Origin of the sequence: Mycobacterium sp. MAA66 (assembly GCF_041261665.1) — a bacterium.
Taxonomy (GTDB): Bacteria; Actinomycetota; Actinomycetes; order Mycobacteriales; family Mycobacteriaceae; genus Mycobacterium.
The window spans coordinates 1,056,022-1,074,857 of sequence record NZ_JBGCCC010000001.1; the positions used below are offsets into that span (position 1 = coordinate 1,056,022).

Genomic DNA, 18,836 nt, shown 5'->3' on the forward strand with positions numbered 1-18,836 from the left:
GTTAGGTGACCTCTGCAACGACGTTCGACACGATCATCACCGGCGGACGCTGGTTCGACGGAACCGGTGCCCCTGCGGCCGTCCGCGATATCGGAATTCGAGACGGACACGTCGTGGCGATCGCCGAGAACCTCGACACCACAGACTGTCCGCAGGTGATCGACGCCGCCGGCAAGTGGGTACTGCCCGGACTGATCGATATCCACACCCACTACGACGTGGAGATACTGGGCGGTCCGGAACTCGCCGAGTCGCTGCGTCACGGAGTCACCACGGTGATGCTGGGATCCTGCTCGCTGTCCACCGTGCACGTGGGCGGCGAGGACGCCGGCGACCTGTTCGGCCGGGTCGAGGCCATCCCGCGCGATCACGTGATCGCCGCCGTCGACGACCACAAGACCTGGAACACCGCCATCGAATACATCGAGGCATTGGAGGACCGGCCGCTCGGGCCCAATGTGTGTTCCTTCCTTGGCCATTCGGACATGCGCACCGCCGCGATGGGCCTGGATCGAGCCACCCGAGGCGACGTCCGCCCCACCTCCGCCGAGCAGGAGGAGATGGAGCAGATGCTGATCTCTGCCCTGCAGGCGGGCTTTGTCGGAATGTCCTCACAGCAACTGCTTTTCGACAAGATCGACGGCGACACCTGCCGGTCCCGCACACTGCCGTCCACCTACGCCAAGCCGCGCGAGCTGCGCCGGCTCAAGTCCCTGCTGCGCCGCTCGGGCCGGGTGCTGCAGTCCGGCCCGGACATCCAGAACCCGCTGAACCTGGTATCCCAACTCGCCCAGTCTCTCGGCGTGTTCCGCAGCAACCTGAAGACCAGCCTGCTCTCGGCTGCCGACATCAAGGCCAACCCGTACTCGATCCACATGATGGGTCCGATGGCCCGCGCGGTGAACAAGCTGGGCGGCAACTTCCGCTGGCAACACCTGCCGGTGCCGTTCGAGGTCTACGCCGACGGCATCGACCTGGTGGTGTTCGAAGAATTCGGTTCCGGCGCAGCGGCTTTGCACTTGCGCGACGAGATCGAGCGCAACGAGCTGATGCGCGACGAGCAGTACCGGCGCCGGTTCCGCAAGGACTACGAGAACAAGCTCGGCATCCGGGTCTGGCAGCGTGACTTCTTCGATGCCCAGATCGTCGGCTGCCCGGATGAATCACTGGTCGGCAAGACGTTCGGACAGGTGGGCGTCGAGCGCGCCCTGCACCCGGTGGATGCCTTCCTGGATCTGGTCCTCGAACATGGCCGCGATATCCGCTGGCGCACAACCATTTCCAATCATCGTCCCGAGGTGCTCAAGAAACTGGCGCAAGATCCCGGCATCCAGATGGGCTTCTCCGACGCCGGTGCGCACCTGCGCAATATGGCGTTCTACAACATGGGGCTGCGACTGCTCAAGCATGTCCGCGATGCCGAACGCACCGGCAAGCCGTTCCTGACGGTCGAGCAGGCCGTGCACCGGCTGACCGGTGAGCTGGCCGACTGGTACCGCCTCGACGCCGGGCATCTGCGGATAGGCGACCGTGCCGATCTGGCGGTGATCGACCCCGAACGGCTCGACGAGTCGTTGGAGTCCTACGCCGAGGAGTCGGTACCGCAATACGGCGGGTTGTCTCGCATGGTCAACCGCAACAACGACACCGTCACCGCGGTCTTCGTCGGAGGGCAGCGTGTGGTCACCGGCGGCGAGCCGACCGATCTGGTCGGCTCGACCCGCACCGGCCAGTTCCTGCGGGCTGGCCGCCGAGCCCCCGCGCTGCACGCCACGGAAGGTGAGTTCGCCAGTGCCAATTGAGAATACGATTTACGGTCTGTGGCAGGCACTGTCGGATCGGGATTGGGAACGCCTCAAGACATTCATCTCCGATGACTGCATCTATCTGGACATGCCGGTAGGTCCCGCCGCGGCCGCTCGCGGGCCGGAGGACATCGTCAAACGGCTCAAGATCGGCCTGGCACCACTGGCGTCCTACCAGAATTTCGACGGTCTGCTGCTGACGGGCGGTGCCGACGCCATGTACGAGCACCACGAGGAATGGCATTGGGTCACCGGCGAATCGGCGATCCTGAAGTTCGTCAGCGTGCACCGCGTCGCGAACGGCAAGGTGACGTTATGGAAGGACTATTGGGACATGAGCGCGCTGGCGAATTCTGCGCCGCCGACGTGGCTGGAGGATTTCGCCACCGCCGACATGTCCTGGGTGTTCGACGCCACCGGGCTGGTCTAGCAGACCCGACCTCGACCGGGCATTCCGATCGCTGCAGTCGCAGAATCGGCGATCTGAATGCTCACTGACGGCATCACAACGTGATCTTGCAGGCCTGTCCGATGTCGAGGGTGCGCAGCATCCGTCCCATGCCCAGCCACATCGCGCACGACAGCGCCAGATCGGTCAGCAGCTCGTCGTCGAAGTGCTGGCCTGCCCGGTCCCAGAACTCCTCGTCGTCGCGCAGGCCCGTGTGGTCGGTGGCGAATCGATGCGCGAACTCTGCGGCGATGCGTTCCTGGTCGCTGTAGCCGGGCCAGGTCTGCCACTGGGCGGCATGTTCGTAGAGTTCTTCGTCGACGCCGGCCGCCGGGCCTTCGGAGTCACGGGTGTTCTGGCAGACCACACACTCGTTGTCCACGGCGATCACCGCCCGGGCCAGTTCGCGCACCCGTAAAGGCAAGCGGCCCTTGGTGTATACGGCGCGGGTGAAGCCTGCCATCGCGGCACCGATGTCGGGGGACTTGAGAGCCCAGGCGGCCACGTCGTCGTCGGCGAAATCTCCGATTCGGCTCATGGAGCGAATGCTACGCCCGAACCGCGCATTTCTGGAACGTGTTCCAATTTTTCGCTCGCGACTGCCGCGGTCCCCGCAGCCGGCTCTCTAGGATGAAGCCGTGAGCCGCGATCAGGTCGGCGATGCATCGCGGCGGGCCACACCGCCCGTCCGGCACGAATGGGTCGCCGGACCCACCGACGCCCGCCTGTTGGCCGGGCCCATCGCGATCCGCTCACTCGGGACTGCGCGGGTGGCCATCCTGATGGTCGTCGTGATGGCAGCGGTCGGCGCTCTCGTCGGGCCACGGTGGGCCCTCGTCGAAGCCGCGGTCCTGCTCGCGCTGCTCCCGCTGACCGCCTGGCTGCGCACGTATCTCCGGTTGCGGCGAACCGTTGGGCCCAGTAGGCGGTGGCGTTCATCCGGGAGCGACTCGCCGCCACCGCGAGCCCGCACTGACCACAACGGCCCCACCCCAATCGGGGCGGGGCCGTCGGCGGCAGGTGCGGGTTACTGCGGCGGGCGCGACACGCACTGGGCGGCGTAGAGCTGCTCACCCAGCTTGTCCATCAACTCCAACTGGGTTTCCAGGTAGTCGATGTGCTTTTCTTCGTCGGCCAAGATGTCCTCGAAGATGTTGGCCGATGTCGCGTCGCCCTTTTCGCGACACATGATGATGCCCGGTTTGAGACGCGCCACCACTTCGTACTCGATGGCCAGGTCGGCCTCGAACTGTTCACGCAGCGTCTGGCCAACCCGCAGGGAGAACAGCCGCTGATAGTTCGGCAGGCCATCGAGCAGCAGGATGCGATCGGTGATGGTCTCCGCGTGGTGCATCTCTTCGAAGGATTCTTCGCGGGTGTGCTTCGCCAACTCGGTGAAACCCCAGTTGTCCTGCATCTTCGAGTGCAGGAAGTACTGGTTGATCGCGGTGAGTTCGCTGGTCAACTGCTCGTTGAGCAGTTTGATGACTTCGGGATCGCCTTGCATTGCGGCTCCTCAACACTTCAGGGCTGGTCAAGTGTCACGTGCGCGGCACGAGCAACGTGCCTATCCAAGAACCTAGTGCAGCGACCCCGGCCAGGAGTGGTGATTGCCCGGCGTTTTCCGATCAATACGCGGTTCAGTTCACAATCCGCGCAGGTCAGCGGGTATGGACTGGCTCGCCTAAGTAATGTTAGGCTCCACTAATATCGGCTAGCCTAACCAGGCTCGCCGGCATCGACGAGCAGAGGCGGGACATTGGGCGAGCACCACGTGGACTCGCCGATCGCCGTGGCAGGCGGGCACTGATGTACGTCTGCCTGTGTACCGGAGTCACCAGCCAAACCGTCACCGATGTCGTTGCCGGCGGCGCCACCACGTCGAAGGAAGTCGCGGCCAAGTGCGGTGCCGGACTGGACTGTGGGCGCTGCAGGTTCACCGTGCGGTCCATCATCGAGGCCGCCCGAACCGCTTGCCCGGTACACAAGGCCAGCTAGGTCGCCTTGCGGTCGACGAATGCACTGAGCGCGTCGGCGTTGTCCGCCTTCCCCAACAGCACCGCGAACTGACCCGATTCCCGGGCCGCCGCCTCCACCGTGGCGGCACGGGTCGGCTCCACCATCGCGTACTTGACCGCCATCAGGCTGGAAAGTGGCCTGCCGGCGAGGATTTCCGCATGCCGCCGGGCCTCGGCCAGCAGCTCCCCCGGTTCACACACCTTCCACACCAGGCCCATGCGTAGGGCTTCCTCGGCGCCGACCCACTCGGAAGACAGCAGCAGCCAGGCGGCGTTCTGCCGCCCCATCAACCGCGGCAACAGATACGACGACGCCGCCTCCGAAGCCACTCCCAAACTGGTGAAGGGACACTTGAGCCGCGCGGTGCTGGACATGAACGCCAGATCGGCATAGCCCAGGATGGTGGTTCCGATGCCCAGCCCCACCCCGTTGACCGCGCAGATCAACGGCTTCGGGAACGCCGTCAGCGCCGCGATCAGGCCGGGGAACCCGTACTCGCCGCGCTGATAGTCGGGATTGGTGACCATCTCCTGCATCTCGACCAGGTCATTGCCGGCACTGAAAGCGCGGCCGGCTCCGGTCAGCAACACCACGGAGACCTCGGGGTCCTCGGCCGCCTCATTCAGCGCGACGGTGGTGGCGTCGTACAGCGCCTCACTGAAGGCGTTGAGCGCGTCAGGCCGATTGAGCGTCAGGGTGCGCACCCGGTTGGTGTCGTCGATCTGGATGAGGTCAGTCATCGGTTGTCTCCGAACGGGTTTCGCAAGACGTACCGGCTGGTGGGCACGGTGTCGACATTCTCGTTGGCCCCGAATGCCGAGGTGCTGGCGACCATCTTGGACATCCGGTCGGCCAGATCGGCGTCGTCAGCCGCTCCGAAGAAGGCCTGCAGGCTGCCGACGGCCTCGATCGGAAACAGTTCCTCGACGATCGCATCCACCCGCGGAGCGTTCGGGGTCAGCGCGCCCACCACGGCATTCTGGGTGTAGCCGAATGTGGACTGCGTGTCGATGGCCACCTGAGTGTGGTCAAGGTGCCAGCGCCGCAACCAGTCTCGCTTGCTGAGACCTTCGGGACGACGGAGCAGCGCAAGGTTCGCCATGCCGACGGTGCGCTCGCCCGGCACGATCGCCGGACCGGGCATCGGCACCGACTCGGTGACCAAGTAGCCCGCCAGCTCGGTGCATTCACTGCGCAACCGGTCCAGCACCGCGTTCATCTGGCTGCCGTAATACTGCTGCGTCCACATCGAGACGGCCGCCACCGCCGGCGGCTCCAGCGTGGTCAACACCATCAGCGAATCGCGCACCGGCGCGTCTTTGACGTTGACCGTCAGGCCAGGCACACCGAGCGCCAGCAGCTCATCGGCGACGGTCGTCCGCAGCCGCTCACACCAGGTGTCGTCGGCCGTATCGGCCCGCAGTACGACGATGACCTTCTCCATTTGCCTACCTCCCAGCCGCCTCGTCGCGTGCCCACCGCGGGGTGATGAACACACCTTCGGCCTGCACGGTGATGCCATCGGTATCCGAAATATGTCCCACTGCAAAGGTTTTGATGCCCTCGGTCCGCACGATCCGGGCCTCGGCGCGCAACGCGCCCAACGGGGTCGGGCGCAGGTAACGCAAGCTGATGGTGCCGGTCAGCCGGGGTGTCGACGGTGGGCTGGCACCCTCGCCGAGGACGTGGTCAAGAATCAGCGCGGAGATACCGCCGTGTACATGGCCGGGCGGTCCCTCGTAGGCCGCGCCCAGGTGAAAATCAGCGAACACGCTGCCGTCATCCACGCGCTGCAGCACCAGTGGTGGCGCGAACGGGTTCCGCACACCGATCACCGGGTTGCCCCAGGGCATCTGATCACCTTCCACCCCGAACCGGATCCCGAAGGCCCCGTCCACCTGCGTGTCACGCAATCGCGCAGTGGCCCTGTCGATTTCAGCCCTGGCCGCAGCGACCACCTCGGCGTCGGCCTCGGTACGGATGGCGGCGTCGACCAGCTCCCGAACCGACTGGGTCAAGGGTTCGTAGATACCACGCAGCCGCGCCACTTCCTCAGCGCTGAGGTTCTCCCGCGTGTACTCAAGCACCCATGAACTAGAACACGTTCTACCTCGGCTGTCGAGACCGGGTCACCACAGTCGCGTCGCGGGCGCAGTCCCGGGCCCGCCCGGTCCGCGCCACCGACGGCCCACCTTCCGGTCGTTACGCCCCGCGTAAGCTGCCACCATGCCGATCACCGACATCGACCTGCGCCATCTGCATCGGTGCGTCGAACTGGCCCACGAGGCACTGGACCAGGGCGATCAACCCTTCGGCTCAGTGCTGGTCGACGAGCAGGGCACCGTGGTCTTCGAAGATCGCAACCGGGTCAGCGACGGTGACGCCACCCGCCATCCCGAATTCGAGATCGCCCGTTGGGCCGCAGAGCATATTCCTGCGCACCAGCGAGCCACAGCCACCGTCTACACCTCCGGTGAGCATTGCCCGATGTGCTCGGCCGCCCACGCCTGGGTCGGACTGGGCCGCATCGTCTACGCGACGTCGTCTGCCCAACTGAGCGGGTGGCTGTCGGAGTGGGGTGTTCCGGCCTCTCCCGTTGCGGTACTGCCGATTTCGGCCGTTGCTCCCGATGTCCCGATCGATGGGCCGGCAGGTGAGCTGGCCGACACCATGAAGAGCCTCTACCAGGCGGCATTCCGGCCATGACGGCGTGGGTACAGCACGCCATCTGGTGGCAGGTGTACCCCCTGGGATTCGTCGGAGCCTATCCCGCCGACCCGGCCCCGGTCGCAGCAGAGCACAGGCTGCGCCGGATCGTGGATTGGCTCGACCACGCCGTTGAACTCGGCGCCTCGGGGTTGGCATTGGGGCCGATATTCGCCTCGCGCACTCACGGATACGACACCACCGACCATTTTCGGATCGACCCCCGGCTGGGTGACGAAGACGACTTCGATCACCTGGTCGCCGAAGCGCACCGCCGCGGGCTACGGGTCTTGCTGGACGGGGTGTTCAACCACGTCGGGGTCGATTTCCCACATCGCGAGTGGTTTCGACTGCGCAACAACATCTTTGACACCTTCGAGGGTCATCGCGACCTGATCGCCCTGGATCACGACAAGCATGAGGTGGTCGACCATGCGGTCGACGTCATGACCCATTGGCTGGCCCGCGGCGCCGACGGTTGGCGCCTGGATGCCGCCTACGCCGTCCCCGATACATTCTGGGCCGCGGTACTTCCGCGGGTTCGCGCCCGTTTCCCCGACACCTGGTTCGTCGGCGAAGTCATCCACGGCGACTATCCGCAGCGGGTCGCCTCATCGACATTCGACTCGGTCACCCAGTACGAACTGTGGAAGGCGATCTGGAGCAGCCTCAACGACGCCAATTTTCACGAACTCGACTGGGCCCTGCAGCGGCACAACGGTTTTCTGGACACCTTCGTGCCGATGACCTTCGTGGGCAATCACGATGTGACCCGTATCGCGAGCCGACTGGAGAACCCCGGCCACCTCGAACACGCACTGGTACTGCTGCTGACGGTCGGTGGCACGCCGAGCATCTACGCCGGAGACGAATGGGCCTGGTCCGGTGTCAAAGAGGAGCGGTTCGGCGGCGATGATGCCGTGCGCCCCGAATTCCCCAGCCAGCCAGGCGAACTCGCCAACGACGCGACCCGGCTGCTACAGCACCTGATCGGCGTCCGGCGGCGCCATCCCTGGTTGCACGCGGCGCGCACCCGCGCACTGTCGGTGCAGAACGAGCAGTACGTCTACCGCACCGAGCACGACGGACAGGCACTGGTGGTGGCGCTCAACGTGTCGGATGCACCAATGACATACGCGTTGACCGACGACGGCTCTCACGCCGGCAATATCATTGCCGGATCCGGCGCTCCCACATCACACACCGTCAAACAGGTCCGAGTCGAAGCGCAGGGCTGGGTCATCGTCGCCGTGTGAGTCGGCCGGCAGCGAGTCCGCGTCGCGTCACAATCGTTAGTGAATCGCAATATCGAAAGAGGCCGTTACCCAAGGGATTTGACCGGTTCCGGGTGGTTCAATTGTGCCAGCGAACACTCCAGACCCAGGGAGCCTGCCGTTACCCCCCGAGACGGCAGGCTCCCTGCTTTGTGCCTGGGTCAGGGTTTCAGCACGAGCTTGCCGCGGGTGTGCCGCTGTTCCAGTTGCCGGTACGCGCTGCGCACGTCGTCCAGTGCGAACACGCCGGCGATCGGGATCTCCAACTCACCCGCTGCGATCAAATCCGCCAACTCCGCGAGCACCGCCGCGTCGGATCCCTCCGCACTGCCCTCGGACCGCACGCCGAACTGCTCGACGGCCGCGAAATCGATGACGGTGTCGACCTTTTCCGGACTGATTCCCAATTCGTCGACGGCCAACTCCACGTATCCACCGCCGAAGAAGTCCAGGAACGCATCGATCCGGCCGGACGGCGACGCCGCGCGCAACCGGTCGGCCAAACCGTCGCCATAATTCACCGGGATCACGCCGTGCTCGGTCAGCCATTGGTCGTTCGACGGGCCCGCGATCCCCAGCACCGTCGCACCACTGCGCCTTGCCAGCTGCACGGCGATGGCCCCGACGCCACCGGCCGCGCCGGCCACCGCGACGGTGTCCCCCGCACTCAGCGCCACGGCCCGCACTGCCGCATACGCGGTCGATCCCGCCACCTGGAGCGATCCGGCCACCTCCCACGGCACCGCGGCAGGTTTGGCGGTCAGCTGGTCGACCGGCACGGTCACATACTCGGCATGACTGGATCGGCGGTGGGAGAAACCCAGCACCTCGTCGCCGACCGTGAACGTGCTGACACCAGGGCCGAGTTCGGCCACGACTCCGGCGAAATCGGTACCCTGCCCTGACGGAAAAGTAGCCGGCCAGATGTCGTCGAGGACGCCGAGCCGGATCGCGGCCTCGCCGGGATTGATGCCTGCGAACCTGACCGCAACGAGAACCTCGCCGGCGGCAGGTTCGGGGCGTGCCACATCCCGAACCTCCAACACGTCGATCCCACCGTATTTATCGAATTGCACCGCTCTACTCATGGCGACTATGACCGCCGACACAGCCCGGCTATTCCCTCCTGTGCGCTTCGCGCGCATATCGTCAGCCCGGTGAACCAACCGCGTTCGATCCGGCCGGTCATCCGCGGCATCCTCCTCGACATCGCGCCACCGCTGATCGCCTACTACGGGCTTCGGGCGGCCGGCTTCTCGGAATACGTCGCGCTACTGACCGCGACGATGCTGGCCGGAGCCAAGGTCGTCCACGATGCGATCCGCGCGCGGCGGCTCGATCCCTTCGCGGGCTACCTGATGCTCAACTTCGGGCTGAGCCTGGCCGTGGGCCTGAGCACCTCGGACCCACGGCTGCTGCTCGCCGGCAATACGCTGGTCGGCGGCATCGGCGGGCTGATCTTCCTGGTCAGCTGCGTCGTCGGAAGGCCGCTGACCCAGATCGTGGCCGAACGCGTCCAGTCCCAGCAGGAGACGTCGGGTCCCGGTGCCGCCGAGTACAGGCGTCGCGTGCACGTTCTGCTCTCAGCGATGTGGGGCGTAGGCCTGATCGTCAGTGCGGCCATCCATCTGGCCGTCATCTACTCGACGTCGGTGGACGTCGCCAATGCCGCTACCTCGGTGTTGTCGCTCGCCTCCACCGGTCTGCTGATGACCGCGACGGTTGTCATCGCCAATCGAGCTCGCAAGCGGTGGGAACAGCGAGCGACGGTAGAACGGGAACAAAGCAACGACCGCCAAGGTTGAGCGCATCAGATTCAACTTTTGTCTATGGCGGGCGCCGCTCGCGTGGAGGAAATGATGTCCGAAGCCACAAACGTTGCTGTTCCTGTCCTGTTCATCACCGAGCCGATCGTGCTGCCCGGCATGGTGGTGCCGATCGAACTCGACGACGCCGCACGGGTCGCCGTCGACGCCGCTCAGGCAAGCGAGTCCGGGAAGCTGTTGATTGCGCCGCGCCTCGACGACCGCTACCCCACCTACGGTGTGCTGGCGTCGATCGTGCAGGTCGGACGGGTCCCCGGTGGCGGCGCAGCCGCAGTTGTCCGTGGTGAGGGACGCGCCCACATCGGTTCCGGCACCACCGGTCCGGGCACGGCACTGTGGGTTTTCGTCGACGAGGTGGCTGACACCGAACCCACCGACGAGACCAAGGCGCTGGCCGCCGAGTACAAGAAGCTGCTGCTGGCGATGCTGCAGCGCCGTGAGGCCTGGCAGATCATCGATGCGGTCAACAAGATCACCGACCCGTCCGGGCTGGCTGACACCGCCGGATACGCCTCGTACCTGACCGACGTGCAGAAGCGCGAACTGCTCGAGACCGAAGACGTTTCGGCCCGGCTGCGCAACCTGGTCGCGTGGACCGGTGAGCACCTGGCAGAGGTCGAGGTCAACGACAAGATCGCCGAGGACGTGCGAGCCGGCATGGACAAGCGGCAAAAGGAATTCCTGCTGCGCCAGCAACTGGAGGCCATTCGCAAGGAACTCGGCGAACTGGACCCTGAGGGCGAAGCCAACCCGGAGGACTACCGGTCCCGGATCGAGGCCGCTGCACTGCCCGAGAAGGTGCGCGAGGCCGCGCTGCGCGAGGTCGGCAAGCTGGAGCGGTCCAGTGAGCAGAGCCCGGAGGGCGGGTGGATCCGCAGCTGGCTGGACACCGTCCTGGAGCTGCCGTGGAACGTGCGCACCGAGGATTCGACGGATCTGGCGGGGGCCCGCGAGATCCTCGACGCCGACCACCACGGGCTGGACGACGTCAAGGACCGCATCGTCGAGTACCTGGCCGTGCGGGCCCGCCGGGCCGAGCGCGGCATGGCAGTGGTCGGCGGGCGCGGTTCCGGTGCGGTGATGGTGCTGGCCGGACCACCCGGGGTCGGCAAGACCTCGCTGGGTGAGTCCGTCGCCCGGGCGCTGGGTCGCAAGTTCGTGCGCGTCGCCCTGGGCGGTGTGCGCGACGAGGCCGAGATCCGCGGCCACCGGCGTACGTACGTCGGCGCGCTGCCGGGCCGCGTGGTGCGGGCCATCAGCGAAGCGGGTTCGATGAATCCCGTTGTGCTGCTTGACGAGATCGACAAGGTGGGCTCGGACTACCGGGGCGATCCGGGTGCGGCGCTGCTGGAGGTGCTTGACCCGGCGCAAAACCACACCTTCCGCGATCACTACCTGGATCTGGACCTGGACCTGTCCGATGTGGTGTTCCTGGCCACCGCCAACGTGATCGAGAACATCCCGTCGGCACTGCTGGACCGGATGGAGCTGGTGCAGATCGACGGCTACACCGAGGACGACAAGGTGGCCATCGCCCGCGACTACCTGCTGCCGAGGCAGGCCGAGAAAGCGGCGCTCACCGCCGAAGAAGTGCGGGTGACCGATGCGGCACTGCGCAAGGTCGCCGCGGATTACACGCGCGAACCCGGGGTTCGGCAGTTCGAGCGGCTGCTGGCCAAGGCGCTGCGCAAGGTGACCACCAAACTGGCCTCAGGCGTGGACGCAGTGACCGTGGACGAGCCGGATCTGGTTGAGTACCTGGGCCGTCCGCGCTTCATGCCCGAATCGGCGGAACGTACGGCGGTGCCCGGGGTGGCAACCGGGCTGGCGGTGACCGGCCTGGGAGGCGACGTCCTCTACATCGAGGCCGGCTCCAACGACGGCGAAGCGGGTCTGCAGCTGACCGGTCAGTTGGGGGACGTGATGAAGGAGTCGGCGCAGATCGCGCTGTCCTACGTGCGGTCGCACGCCGCGCAGTTGGGCGTGGATCCGAAGGCACTGGACCGTCGTATCCACGTGCACGTGCCCGCGGGTGCGGTGCCCAAGGACGGTCCATCGGCGGGTGTCACCATGGTGACGGCGCTGGTGTCGATGGCCACCGGACGTCAGGTCCGTGGTGATGTCGGCATGACCGGTGAGGTCACGCTGAACGGCCGGGTGCTGCCCATCGGCGGCGTGAAGCAGAAGCTGCTGGCAGCCCAACGAGCCGGGCTGACAACGGTTTTCATTCCGCAGCGCAATGAGCCGGACCTGGACGACGTGCCCGCCGAGGTGCTGGCCGCGCTCGATGTGCGACCGATGACCGACGTGGCCGACATCATCGCTCAGGCGCTGGAACCGGCCGCCGAGATCACTGTGGCGGCGTAGCAACACCGACAACGCGAGCAGACGCAAATGCTCCTGTTCACCTCCGGGTGGTGGGACATTTGCGTCTGCTCGCGTTAGATGGGCACATGCCCAACTTCAATGAAGTCAAACGACGGGTGGTCCACACGGTCCAACGTCGTCTCGTCAATCCGGTGGGCCGGCAACTGCCGGTGACCATGCTGGAGACCGTCGGCCGTAAGTCCGGCGAGCCCCGCCACACCGCGATCGGTGGCCGAGTGATCGACAACGCCTTCTGGCTGGTGTCCGAACACGGCGATCACGCCGATTTCGTGCGCAACATCATCGCGAATCCGGCTGTGCGCGTTCGTATCGACGGCCAGTGGCGGACCGGTACTGCACACCCGGTACCCGACGACGATCCGGTCGCGCGCCTACGTCAGCTCCCGCAGCTGAACAGCGCGGTCGTCCGAGTGATGGGCACCGACCTGTTGTCCGTGCGGGTCGATCTGGACTGACCTCAGGCGATATCCGCCTGAGCCGCGTCGTCCAGGTCGAGCTCCCGGTGCTCGATCAGCTCGTGGATACGATCGGGGCCGAGCCGCGCCCGGAACTCCTTGACGGTGTAGCCGACGACCGTTCCAGCTGTGAGAGCACGGACGGTCGCGGTGCGCGGCAAACCGAACAACGGCCCGATCTCGCCGAAGTAGTCACCGGGGCCGGCGATGTGCAGCAACAGCGTCTCGCCATCGGGCATCTCGCGGGTGATCTCGAACCGGCCGTCGGCGACGACATAGATCAGGTCGCCCATGGTGTTCTGCTCGAACACCACCGAACCTTCTGTCAGACGGAAAGTTTCGGGTTCGCGGTCGGTGCTCGCCAAGGCAGGCACCATCTCGATTACCCGATTGGCCAGTGGCAGCATCCGGCTGTCGTGCGTCGCGACCACGACGAGGCGGTCTTTCGACAGCTCGTGGATGAGCTTGAGTACCTCTTCGACCTGGATGAAGTCCAGATGCGCGGTCGGCTCGTCGGCCAGGATCACCGGCGGGTCGAGGGCAATCGCGCGGGCCACCGCGACCCGCTGCTGCTGACCCCCGGACAGGTCACCCGGGCGGTGCGTCGTCCGATCAGACAGCCCGACGCGGTCCAGCAGCTCAGCGGTACGCTCGCGGGCCTCGCGACGGCTCATGCCGGCGGCCCGCATCGGCACCATCACATTCTCGGCCGCCGTCAGGCTCGGCACCAGGTTGAACGCCTGAAACACGATGCCGACCGTGTTACGGCGATAATCGGTAAGACCCTTCGCGTCGAGTGTGGTGACATCGATGTCATCGAACAGGATCTGGCCCGACGTGGGCTTGAGGATTCCGCCGATACACGAGAGCAACGTCGTCTTCCCACAGCCGCTCGGACCCAACAGCAGCGCCAACGATCCCGACGACAACTCCAGGTTGAAGTTATCGATCGGTCGGACCTTGTCGCCGGACTTGCCGTACTCCACCACCAGATCACGAATCTGCAAGCCGCTCATGGTCTAGGGGCCTCCGAATGCCATCGCCGGATCGATCTTGACCGCTCTACGCAGTCCCGCCAGGCTGGCCAGCAGCCCGATGCCGACGGCCACCACCGGCAGCAACAGGTATGCGCCGGCGGGCACGTCGACCCGCATCGGGAACATCGGTCCGAGCACCATCGAGAGCAACACACCGAATGCCGCAGACACCACTGCGATCACCACAGCCTGCAGCGCCAGCCCGGCCAGCACCGACTTCGTCTGCACCCCAACAGCTTTGAACACCGCGAAATCACGGGTGCGTTCCATCGCGGACATGTAGATGAACATGCCGACGATCGTCGCGGCCACCACCCAGAGCAGCACCGCCATGATGCTGATGGCATCCACCGCGACCTTCAGCGGCCGCATCATGTCGTCGATCGCACCGTGACGGTCCACCAGCCGGTACCCGTCAAGGGCGCGGGCCGGGTTTCCGCGGATGCCGACCGACGCGATGACCGGCTGCCCGCCGTAGACCAGACCTTGCGCACCCAGCGTCGTCAGGAACAGGTTGGGTTGCTGGGCCAGCACCGTGGAATTGTTGACGATCCCCACCACCTGCAGTGTGTGCGAGGCGATGTGCATCTGGTCGCCGATCTTGCGGCCCAGTGTGGACGACACCGCAATCTCATCCGGCGTGGCGGGCGGACGGCCCTGCGACATCACCGGCATCCCCGGGCCATTGGTGGGTGCGCCGAACAGGTTCATGGTCCGGGGTGTGCCGTTGTCCAACGCCGTCGTGCCCGCATACACCACGGCGGCTGCGTCCTGAACCCCGGGAAGTTGTTGCGCGCGTGTGACTTCGGTCTGAGCGAACGGCGACGAACCCAGAAATGGTCCGGCCGCTCCTTTCTGGATCATGAAGTAGTCGATGCCCAACGAGTTGACGGTGTTGCTCGCCTCCACCCGAAATCCGTTGGCCAGCCCGGTCAGTACCAAAGTCATGGCGAATACGAAAGCGGTACCGACGACCGCGAGGAAGAACCGGCGCCGCCGCCACTCCAAGTCCCGTAACGCCGCGATCAGCACGTGTGGAATCTAACTCGTCCCAGGCGGTTCGTGGGCAAGTTAGCCAAAGCCAACATTGCCGGCAGCGTGGTGCGAGACTTGCCATATGGCCTACGACGAAGACCTGGCCAACAGGATTCGGGAGCTGCTCGGTTCGGTCGGCGGTGTCGACGAGAAGCGGATGTTCGGCGGGCTCGCCTTCCTGGTGCACGGCCACATGTCGGTGGCAGTGAGCCGGGACGGCGGCATGATGGTCCGCGTGGACCCCGGCGACACCGAAAAGCTGCTGGGGCGGCGCCATGTGGAACTGATGACGATGGGCGGCCGTCAGATGCGCGGTTGGCTGCGGGTGGCGACCGACGGCCTGAAGACCAAGAGGCAGCTGCAGAGCTGGGTGGATAGGGGTATCGGGTACGCCGGGACCCTGCCCGCCAAATAGGCGGCGTTTGCGACCGGGGTGAGCGGGTATGCGTCCTGCTATGGCAACTGAGCACAAGCTGGCCGCCAGGCTCATCGCCGCGGCCGGCACCACCTACGCCGAAGACGCCGGCATCACGATCCGAAACAAACCGATGCCGCTGTTCGAGCTGCTGTCGCTGTGCATGCTGGCCGGCAAGCCGGTTGCCGCGTCGACCGCAGCAGCAGCAGCGCGTGAACTGTTCCGGCGAGGCCTGCGAACCCCGGTTGCGGTCCTCGCGGCGAACCGTCGACAGCTGATCGAGGCCTTCGGACGCGCCGGCTACGCCCGCTATGACGAGAGTTCGGCCACTCGGATGACCGGCCTGGCAACCCGGGTGCGCGACGAGTACGCCGGAGACCTCCGCAATCTGGCCGCCGAGGCCGAACATGACGTGGCCTCGGCGACATCCGCCCTGCAGCGTTTCGACGGCATCGGCCATACCGGCTCCGGCATCTTTCTGCGTGAAGTGCAGGACGTCTGGCCGTGGGTGCGACCGTACTTTGACGATCGAGCCCTGGCTGCGGCGAAAACCCTTGGATTACCGACGGATCCGCGAGTCCTCAGTGCGCTCGCGCCACACCAGAGCACGCGCCTCGCGGCCGCGCTGGTGCGCGCGGGAGTCGACGAGTTACGCGGGCGCATCGGAGCGTAGTACCGAAACAACAGTCCCCCACGGTCATCGAACGGAGTACACATGTCCACCTCACCCATTTTCGTGATCGTCGGCGGCGGCCTGGCCGCAGCCAAGGCCGCAGAATCTCTGCGCAACAACGACTTTGCCGGAACGGTTGTCGTGTTCGGCGCCGAAGAGCGAGCGCCGTACGAGCGGCCTCCGCTGTCCAAGGGCTATCTGGCCGGCAAACAGAGCCTGGAGGAATTCACCGTCCACCCCGCCGACTGGTACCGCCAACACGATATCGACCTCCGTCTCGGAGCGGAGGTCACCACGATCGATACCGGCTCGCACACCGTGGCATTTCACGCCGGTGATCATGAGCACTACGATAAATTGTTGCTGGCCACAGGATCTCACGCGCGCCGGCCACCGATTCCCGGCGCCGACGCCCGCGGTGTGCACTTTCTGCGCACCGTGGACAACGCAGAGGCACTGCTGGCGGATCTGAGCGCGCACAGCCGATTGGCGATTGTCGGGGCCGGCTGGATCGGGCTGGAGGTCGCGGCCAGTGCCCGCGGGCTCGGCGTGGAGGTGACCGTGGTGGAATCGGCGCGGCTGCCGCTCCTGGCGGCCCTGGGCCACGAGGCGGCGGAAGTCTTCGCCCGACTGCACCGCGATCATGGAGTCGACCTGCGCCTGGGCACCACCGTGGATGAGATCACCACCGAAAACAACACGGCGACAGGGCTGCGACTCGGTGACGGATCCACCGTCACCGCCGATGCCGTACTGGTCGCCGTGGGCGCCAAGCCGAACATCGAGCTGGCCGAACGTACCGGATTGACGATCGCCGGGGGCGGCGTCCGGGTCGATGCGTCACTGCGGACCAGCGACCCCGACATCTACGCGGTTGGCGACATCGCGGCCGCCGAGCATCCCTTGTTCGACGGCCTGATCCGCACCGAGCATTGGGCCAACGCCCTCAAACAACCCGAGGTCGCGGTATCGGGCATGCTCGGGAGTCCGGGCTGCTACGACGAACTGCCGTACTTCTTCACCGACCAGTACGACCTGGGCATGGAGTACGTCGGCCACGCGCCGACGTATCACGAGGTAGCCGTTCGCGGTGATGTCGACAACCGCAAATTCACCATGTTCTGGCTCGATACCAACAGCCGCGTGATCGCCGGGATGAATGTCAATATCTGGGAAGGCCTCGACCACATCAAGACGTTGATCCGGGCCCGCCATCCGGTCAACACCATGGCGCTGACCGACCCGTCGATCGAATTGTCCACCCTGGCCGGGTAACCCGTCTCAGTCCAGCCCGGCGCTGCCGTCGGGTTTGACGGTGACTTCCGCACCCGCGATGTCCTGCCGCGTGCTGGCCTCCGCCTGCGAGGCGTCGGTGATGACCGCGAGCGCCCGGCTGCCCGTGGGCGTGCGCACCGCGACGTATACCTTCTCCGGCTCACCGTCACGATTGAACGGCGTCGTCCAGGTCTCCACCGTGCCGGTACCGGACCACGCCTCCTCAGCGAGGATCGTCGGCTCGGCATCAACCTCGGATTGCAGGTCCTGCCAACGGAATTGACCACTGGGTGGCTCGGTTCCGTAGACGCCGAAGCTGTGCTTGGTGAGGTAGCCGCCATTCGCGGTGATCAGCCCCACTTGACCGGGGTGGGCGGACAGCCGCTCAGCCATGGTCGCGATGGAATGCGAGACGTAGTTGTTCCACGGACCACCGGCGAAGGTCAGGCCGCCGGTGACGGTCAACGGCCGTTGCGGATCGTCGAGCGCCAACCCAAGTTCACCCGCCGCCACCTGGACCGCGGACGGGAAGCATGAATACACGTCCACCGCGTCGATGTCATCGATACCCCGGCCGGCGAGCTCCAGCACCCGCTGCCCGGCGATCCGGATCGCCGGGGAGCCCGAGAAACTGGCCCGCTGGCCGATCAGATAGGTGTCGTGGGCGTCGGTACCGGCGTGTGGGAAAACCCAGCGCTGCCTGGGGATCTGGAGCGCAGTCGCTTTCTCGACCGAGGTCAGGACCAGCGCAGCGCCCTGATCGACCATATTGTTCGAATTCATCAATTTGGTGTACGGCCAGCTGATCATCCGGTTCGACGGGCCCGGCTGCCAGATCTGCTCGCCCGGCACCGACTCCCGGCTCCACGCGTGTGGATTGCCTTGCGCCACTTCACTGAAACGTGACCACAGCGCACCGATGCGGCGTCGATGGTCGTCGGAGCTCTCCCCCGCTGCGATCCGCAGCGCCTGTTCGAACATCGGATAAACATGCGACGGCGCCACCAGACCGATCCGGACCTCAGCTGGACCGGCCATGTCGAATTCCGGATCACTGGGCGCCATCTGCACCGAGGCGTCCTGTTCCGTCCCGGTCAGCCGTTCGCCGCGCGCCTTCAAACGCGTTCGGGTGCGCCAGGTTTCGCCGCCGGCGATCAGCACCACCTCGTTGCGGCCCTGCTGAATGTCCAGACAGGCCCGGTTGACCAACGACTGTGGCACATTGCCACCGACCGGCGAGTAGCCGGTGACCGCATCCGGCGCGCCGATGCGCTGGGCCAACAGCAGGCCCGGATCCCTGTACCGCAGCGACAGCACGTTGACGATGCGTACCGCGTCGACAGCTTCCAGCACCCGGGCTTCGGCAGCGGCCCGGGCGGCGGCCTCCATCAGGTCGACCGGCTCGGCGCCGGGTGTCTCGTCGTGCTGATTGACCTGGCCGTAGCCGACCAGCACCGGTGTTCTTGGATCGAGTGGCACT

General features: G+C 65.9%; 21 protein-coding genes. 12 read left to right on the forward strand and 9 right to left on the reverse strand.

Features of this window, described 5'->3' with window-relative positions; all coding sequences use genetic code 11:
- Positions 1-5 precede the first annotated feature (5 nt).
- The gene (locus ABIA30_RS05175; RefSeq protein WP_370062691.1) at positions 6-1,802 is read left to right on the forward strand and encodes an amidohydrolase family protein; all 1,797 of its coding nucleotides are present in this window, start codon (positions 6-8) and stop codon (positions 1,800-1,802) included.
- Positions 1,792-2,235, forward strand: coding sequence for a nuclear transport factor 2 family protein (locus tag ABIA30_RS05180; protein ID WP_370062693.1), 444 nt, complete (start codon positions 1,792-1,794; stop codon positions 2,233-2,235). The genes ABIA30_RS05175 and ABIA30_RS05180 overlap by 11 nt, the downstream gene beginning before the upstream one ends.
- 73 nt (positions 2,236-2,308) lie before the next feature.
- On the opposite strand, the gene ABIA30_RS05185 is transcribed toward ABIA30_RS05180, so the two are convergent.
- Positions 2,309-2,791 carry a carboxymuconolactone decarboxylase family protein gene (locus tag ABIA30_RS05185; RefSeq protein ID WP_370062695.1) on the reverse strand — a complete coding sequence of 161 codons (483 nt, stop codon included), beginning with the start codon at positions 2,789-2,791 and terminating at the stop codon, positions 2,309-2,311.
- A 100-nt stretch (positions 2,792-2,891) separates the two neighbouring features.
- Between ABIA30_RS05185 and ABIA30_RS05190 the strand changes: the two genes are divergently transcribed.
- A complete protein-coding gene (locus ABIA30_RS05190) occupies positions 2,892-3,317 on the forward strand; it encodes a hypothetical protein (protein WP_370062697.1) in 426 nt (141 codons plus the stop codon).
- On the opposite strand, the gene bfr is transcribed toward ABIA30_RS05190, so the two are convergent.
- Positions 3,281-3,760: a bacterioferritin gene (bfr, locus tag ABIA30_RS05195; protein ID WP_370062699.1), complete on the reverse strand. Its 480-nt coding sequence runs from the start codon at positions 3,758-3,760 to the stop codon at positions 3,281-3,283. The two genes, ABIA30_RS05190 and bfr, sit on opposite strands and share 37 nt — an antisense overlap.
- 302 nt (positions 3,761-4,062) lie before the next feature.
- Here bfr and ABIA30_RS05200 point away from each other — a divergent pair, with 302 nt between their 5' ends.
- Positions 4,063-4,251, forward strand: coding sequence for a bacterioferritin-associated ferredoxin (locus ABIA30_RS05200; RefSeq protein WP_370062701.1), 189 nt, complete (start codon positions 4,063-4,065; stop codon positions 4,249-4,251).
- Here ABIA30_RS05200 and ABIA30_RS05205 read toward each other — a convergent pair.
- From ABIA30_RS05205 to ABIA30_RS05215, 3 genes are read right to left on the reverse strand one after another with little or no spacing between them, the layout of a single operon-like run.
- A complete protein-coding gene (locus ABIA30_RS05205) occupies positions 4,248-5,012 on the reverse strand; it encodes an enoyl-CoA hydratase/isomerase family protein (protein ID WP_370062703.1) in 765 nt (254 codons plus the stop codon). The two genes, ABIA30_RS05200 and ABIA30_RS05205, sit on opposite strands and share 4 nt — an antisense overlap.
- On the reverse strand, positions 5,009-5,716 hold the full coding sequence (locus ABIA30_RS05210; protein ID WP_370062705.1) for an EthD domain-containing protein: 708 nt from the start codon (positions 5,714-5,716) through the stop codon (positions 5,009-5,011). The genes ABIA30_RS05205 and ABIA30_RS05210 overlap by 4 nt, the downstream gene beginning before the upstream one ends.
- A gap of 4 nt (positions 5,717-5,720) precedes the next feature.
- Entirely contained in the window at positions 5,721-6,359 is a 639-nt protein-coding gene (locus tag ABIA30_RS05215; protein WP_370062707.1) for a PaaI family thioesterase, read from the reverse strand.
- A 139-nt stretch (positions 6,360-6,498) separates the two neighbouring features.
- Between ABIA30_RS05215 and ABIA30_RS05220 the strand changes: the two genes are divergently transcribed.
- Positions 6,499-6,978: a nucleoside deaminase gene (locus ABIA30_RS05220; RefSeq protein WP_370062709.1), complete on the forward strand. Its 480-nt coding sequence runs from the start codon at positions 6,499-6,501 to the stop codon at positions 6,976-6,978.
- The gene (locus ABIA30_RS05225; RefSeq protein WP_370062711.1) at positions 6,975-8,234 is read left to right on the forward strand and encodes an alpha-amylase family protein; all 1,260 of its coding nucleotides are present in this window, start codon (positions 6,975-6,977) and stop codon (positions 8,232-8,234) included. The genes ABIA30_RS05220 and ABIA30_RS05225 overlap by 4 nt, the downstream gene beginning before the upstream one ends.
- A gap of 179 nt (positions 8,235-8,413) precedes the next feature.
- On the opposite strand, the gene ABIA30_RS05230 is transcribed toward ABIA30_RS05225, so the two are convergent.
- Positions 8,414-9,340, reverse strand: coding sequence for an NADP-dependent oxidoreductase (locus ABIA30_RS05230; RefSeq protein WP_370062713.1), 927 nt, complete (start codon positions 9,338-9,340; stop codon positions 8,414-8,416).
- Positions 9,341-9,409: 69 nt separating this feature from the next.
- Between ABIA30_RS05230 and ABIA30_RS05235 the strand changes: the two genes are divergently transcribed.
- The 3 genes from ABIA30_RS05235 (at position 9,410) to ABIA30_RS05245 (ending at position 12,921) form a co-directional block, all read left to right on the forward strand.
- Positions 9,410-10,057: a VC0807 family protein gene (locus ABIA30_RS05235; protein WP_370062715.1), complete on the forward strand. Its 648-nt coding sequence runs from the start codon at positions 9,410-9,412 to the stop codon at positions 10,055-10,057.
- Positions 10,058-10,111: 54 nt separating this feature from the next.
- Positions 10,112-12,445 (forward strand): endopeptidase La, encoded by a 2,334-nt coding sequence (gene lon, locus ABIA30_RS05240; RefSeq protein WP_370062717.1) that lies wholly within the window; start codon positions 10,112-10,114, stop codon positions 12,443-12,445.
- Between the two features lie 86 nt (positions 12,446-12,531).
- Positions 12,532-12,921, forward strand: coding sequence for a nitroreductase/quinone reductase family protein (locus ABIA30_RS05245; protein WP_370062719.1), 390 nt, complete (start codon positions 12,532-12,534; stop codon positions 12,919-12,921).
- 2 nt (positions 12,922-12,923) lie between these two features.
- Here ABIA30_RS05245 and ABIA30_RS05250 read toward each other — a convergent pair whose 3' ends face one another.
- The gene (locus ABIA30_RS05250; protein ID WP_370062721.1) at positions 12,924-13,937 is read right to left on the reverse strand and encodes an ATP-binding cassette domain-containing protein; all 1,014 of its coding nucleotides are present in this window, start codon (positions 13,935-13,937) and stop codon (positions 12,924-12,926) included.
- Between the two features lie 3 nt (positions 13,938-13,940).
- Positions 13,941-14,990, reverse strand: coding sequence for an ABC transporter permease (locus tag ABIA30_RS05255; protein WP_370062723.1), 1,050 nt, complete (start codon positions 14,988-14,990; stop codon positions 13,941-13,943).
- A gap of 85 nt (positions 14,991-15,075) precedes the next feature.
- Between ABIA30_RS05255 and ABIA30_RS05260 the strand changes: the two genes are divergently transcribed.
- From ABIA30_RS05260 to ABIA30_RS05270, 3 genes are read left to right on the forward strand one after another with little or no spacing between them, the layout of a single operon-like run.
- The gene (locus ABIA30_RS05260) at positions 15,076-15,408 is read left to right on the forward strand and encodes a TfoX/Sxy family protein (protein WP_370062725.1); all 333 of its coding nucleotides are present in this window, start codon (positions 15,076-15,078) and stop codon (positions 15,406-15,408) included.
- A 40-nt stretch (positions 15,409-15,448) separates the two neighbouring features.
- Positions 15,449-16,081, forward strand: coding sequence for an endonuclease (locus tag ABIA30_RS05265; protein WP_370062727.1), 633 nt, complete (start codon positions 15,449-15,451; stop codon positions 16,079-16,081).
- 42 nt (positions 16,082-16,123) lie between these two features.
- Positions 16,124-17,356 carry an NAD(P)/FAD-dependent oxidoreductase gene (locus ABIA30_RS05270; protein ID WP_370062729.1) on the forward strand — a complete coding sequence of 411 codons (1,233 nt, stop codon included), beginning with the start codon at positions 16,124-16,126 and terminating at the stop codon, positions 17,354-17,356.
- A gap of 6 nt (positions 17,357-17,362) precedes the next feature.
- On the opposite strand, the gene ABIA30_RS05275 is transcribed toward ABIA30_RS05270, so the two are convergent.
- Complete coding sequence (locus ABIA30_RS05275; RefSeq protein WP_370062731.1) at positions 17,363-18,835, reverse strand: acetyl-CoA acetyltransferase; 1,473 nt, start codon at positions 18,833-18,835, stop codon at positions 17,363-17,365.
- Position 18,836: the final 1 nt, after the last annotated feature.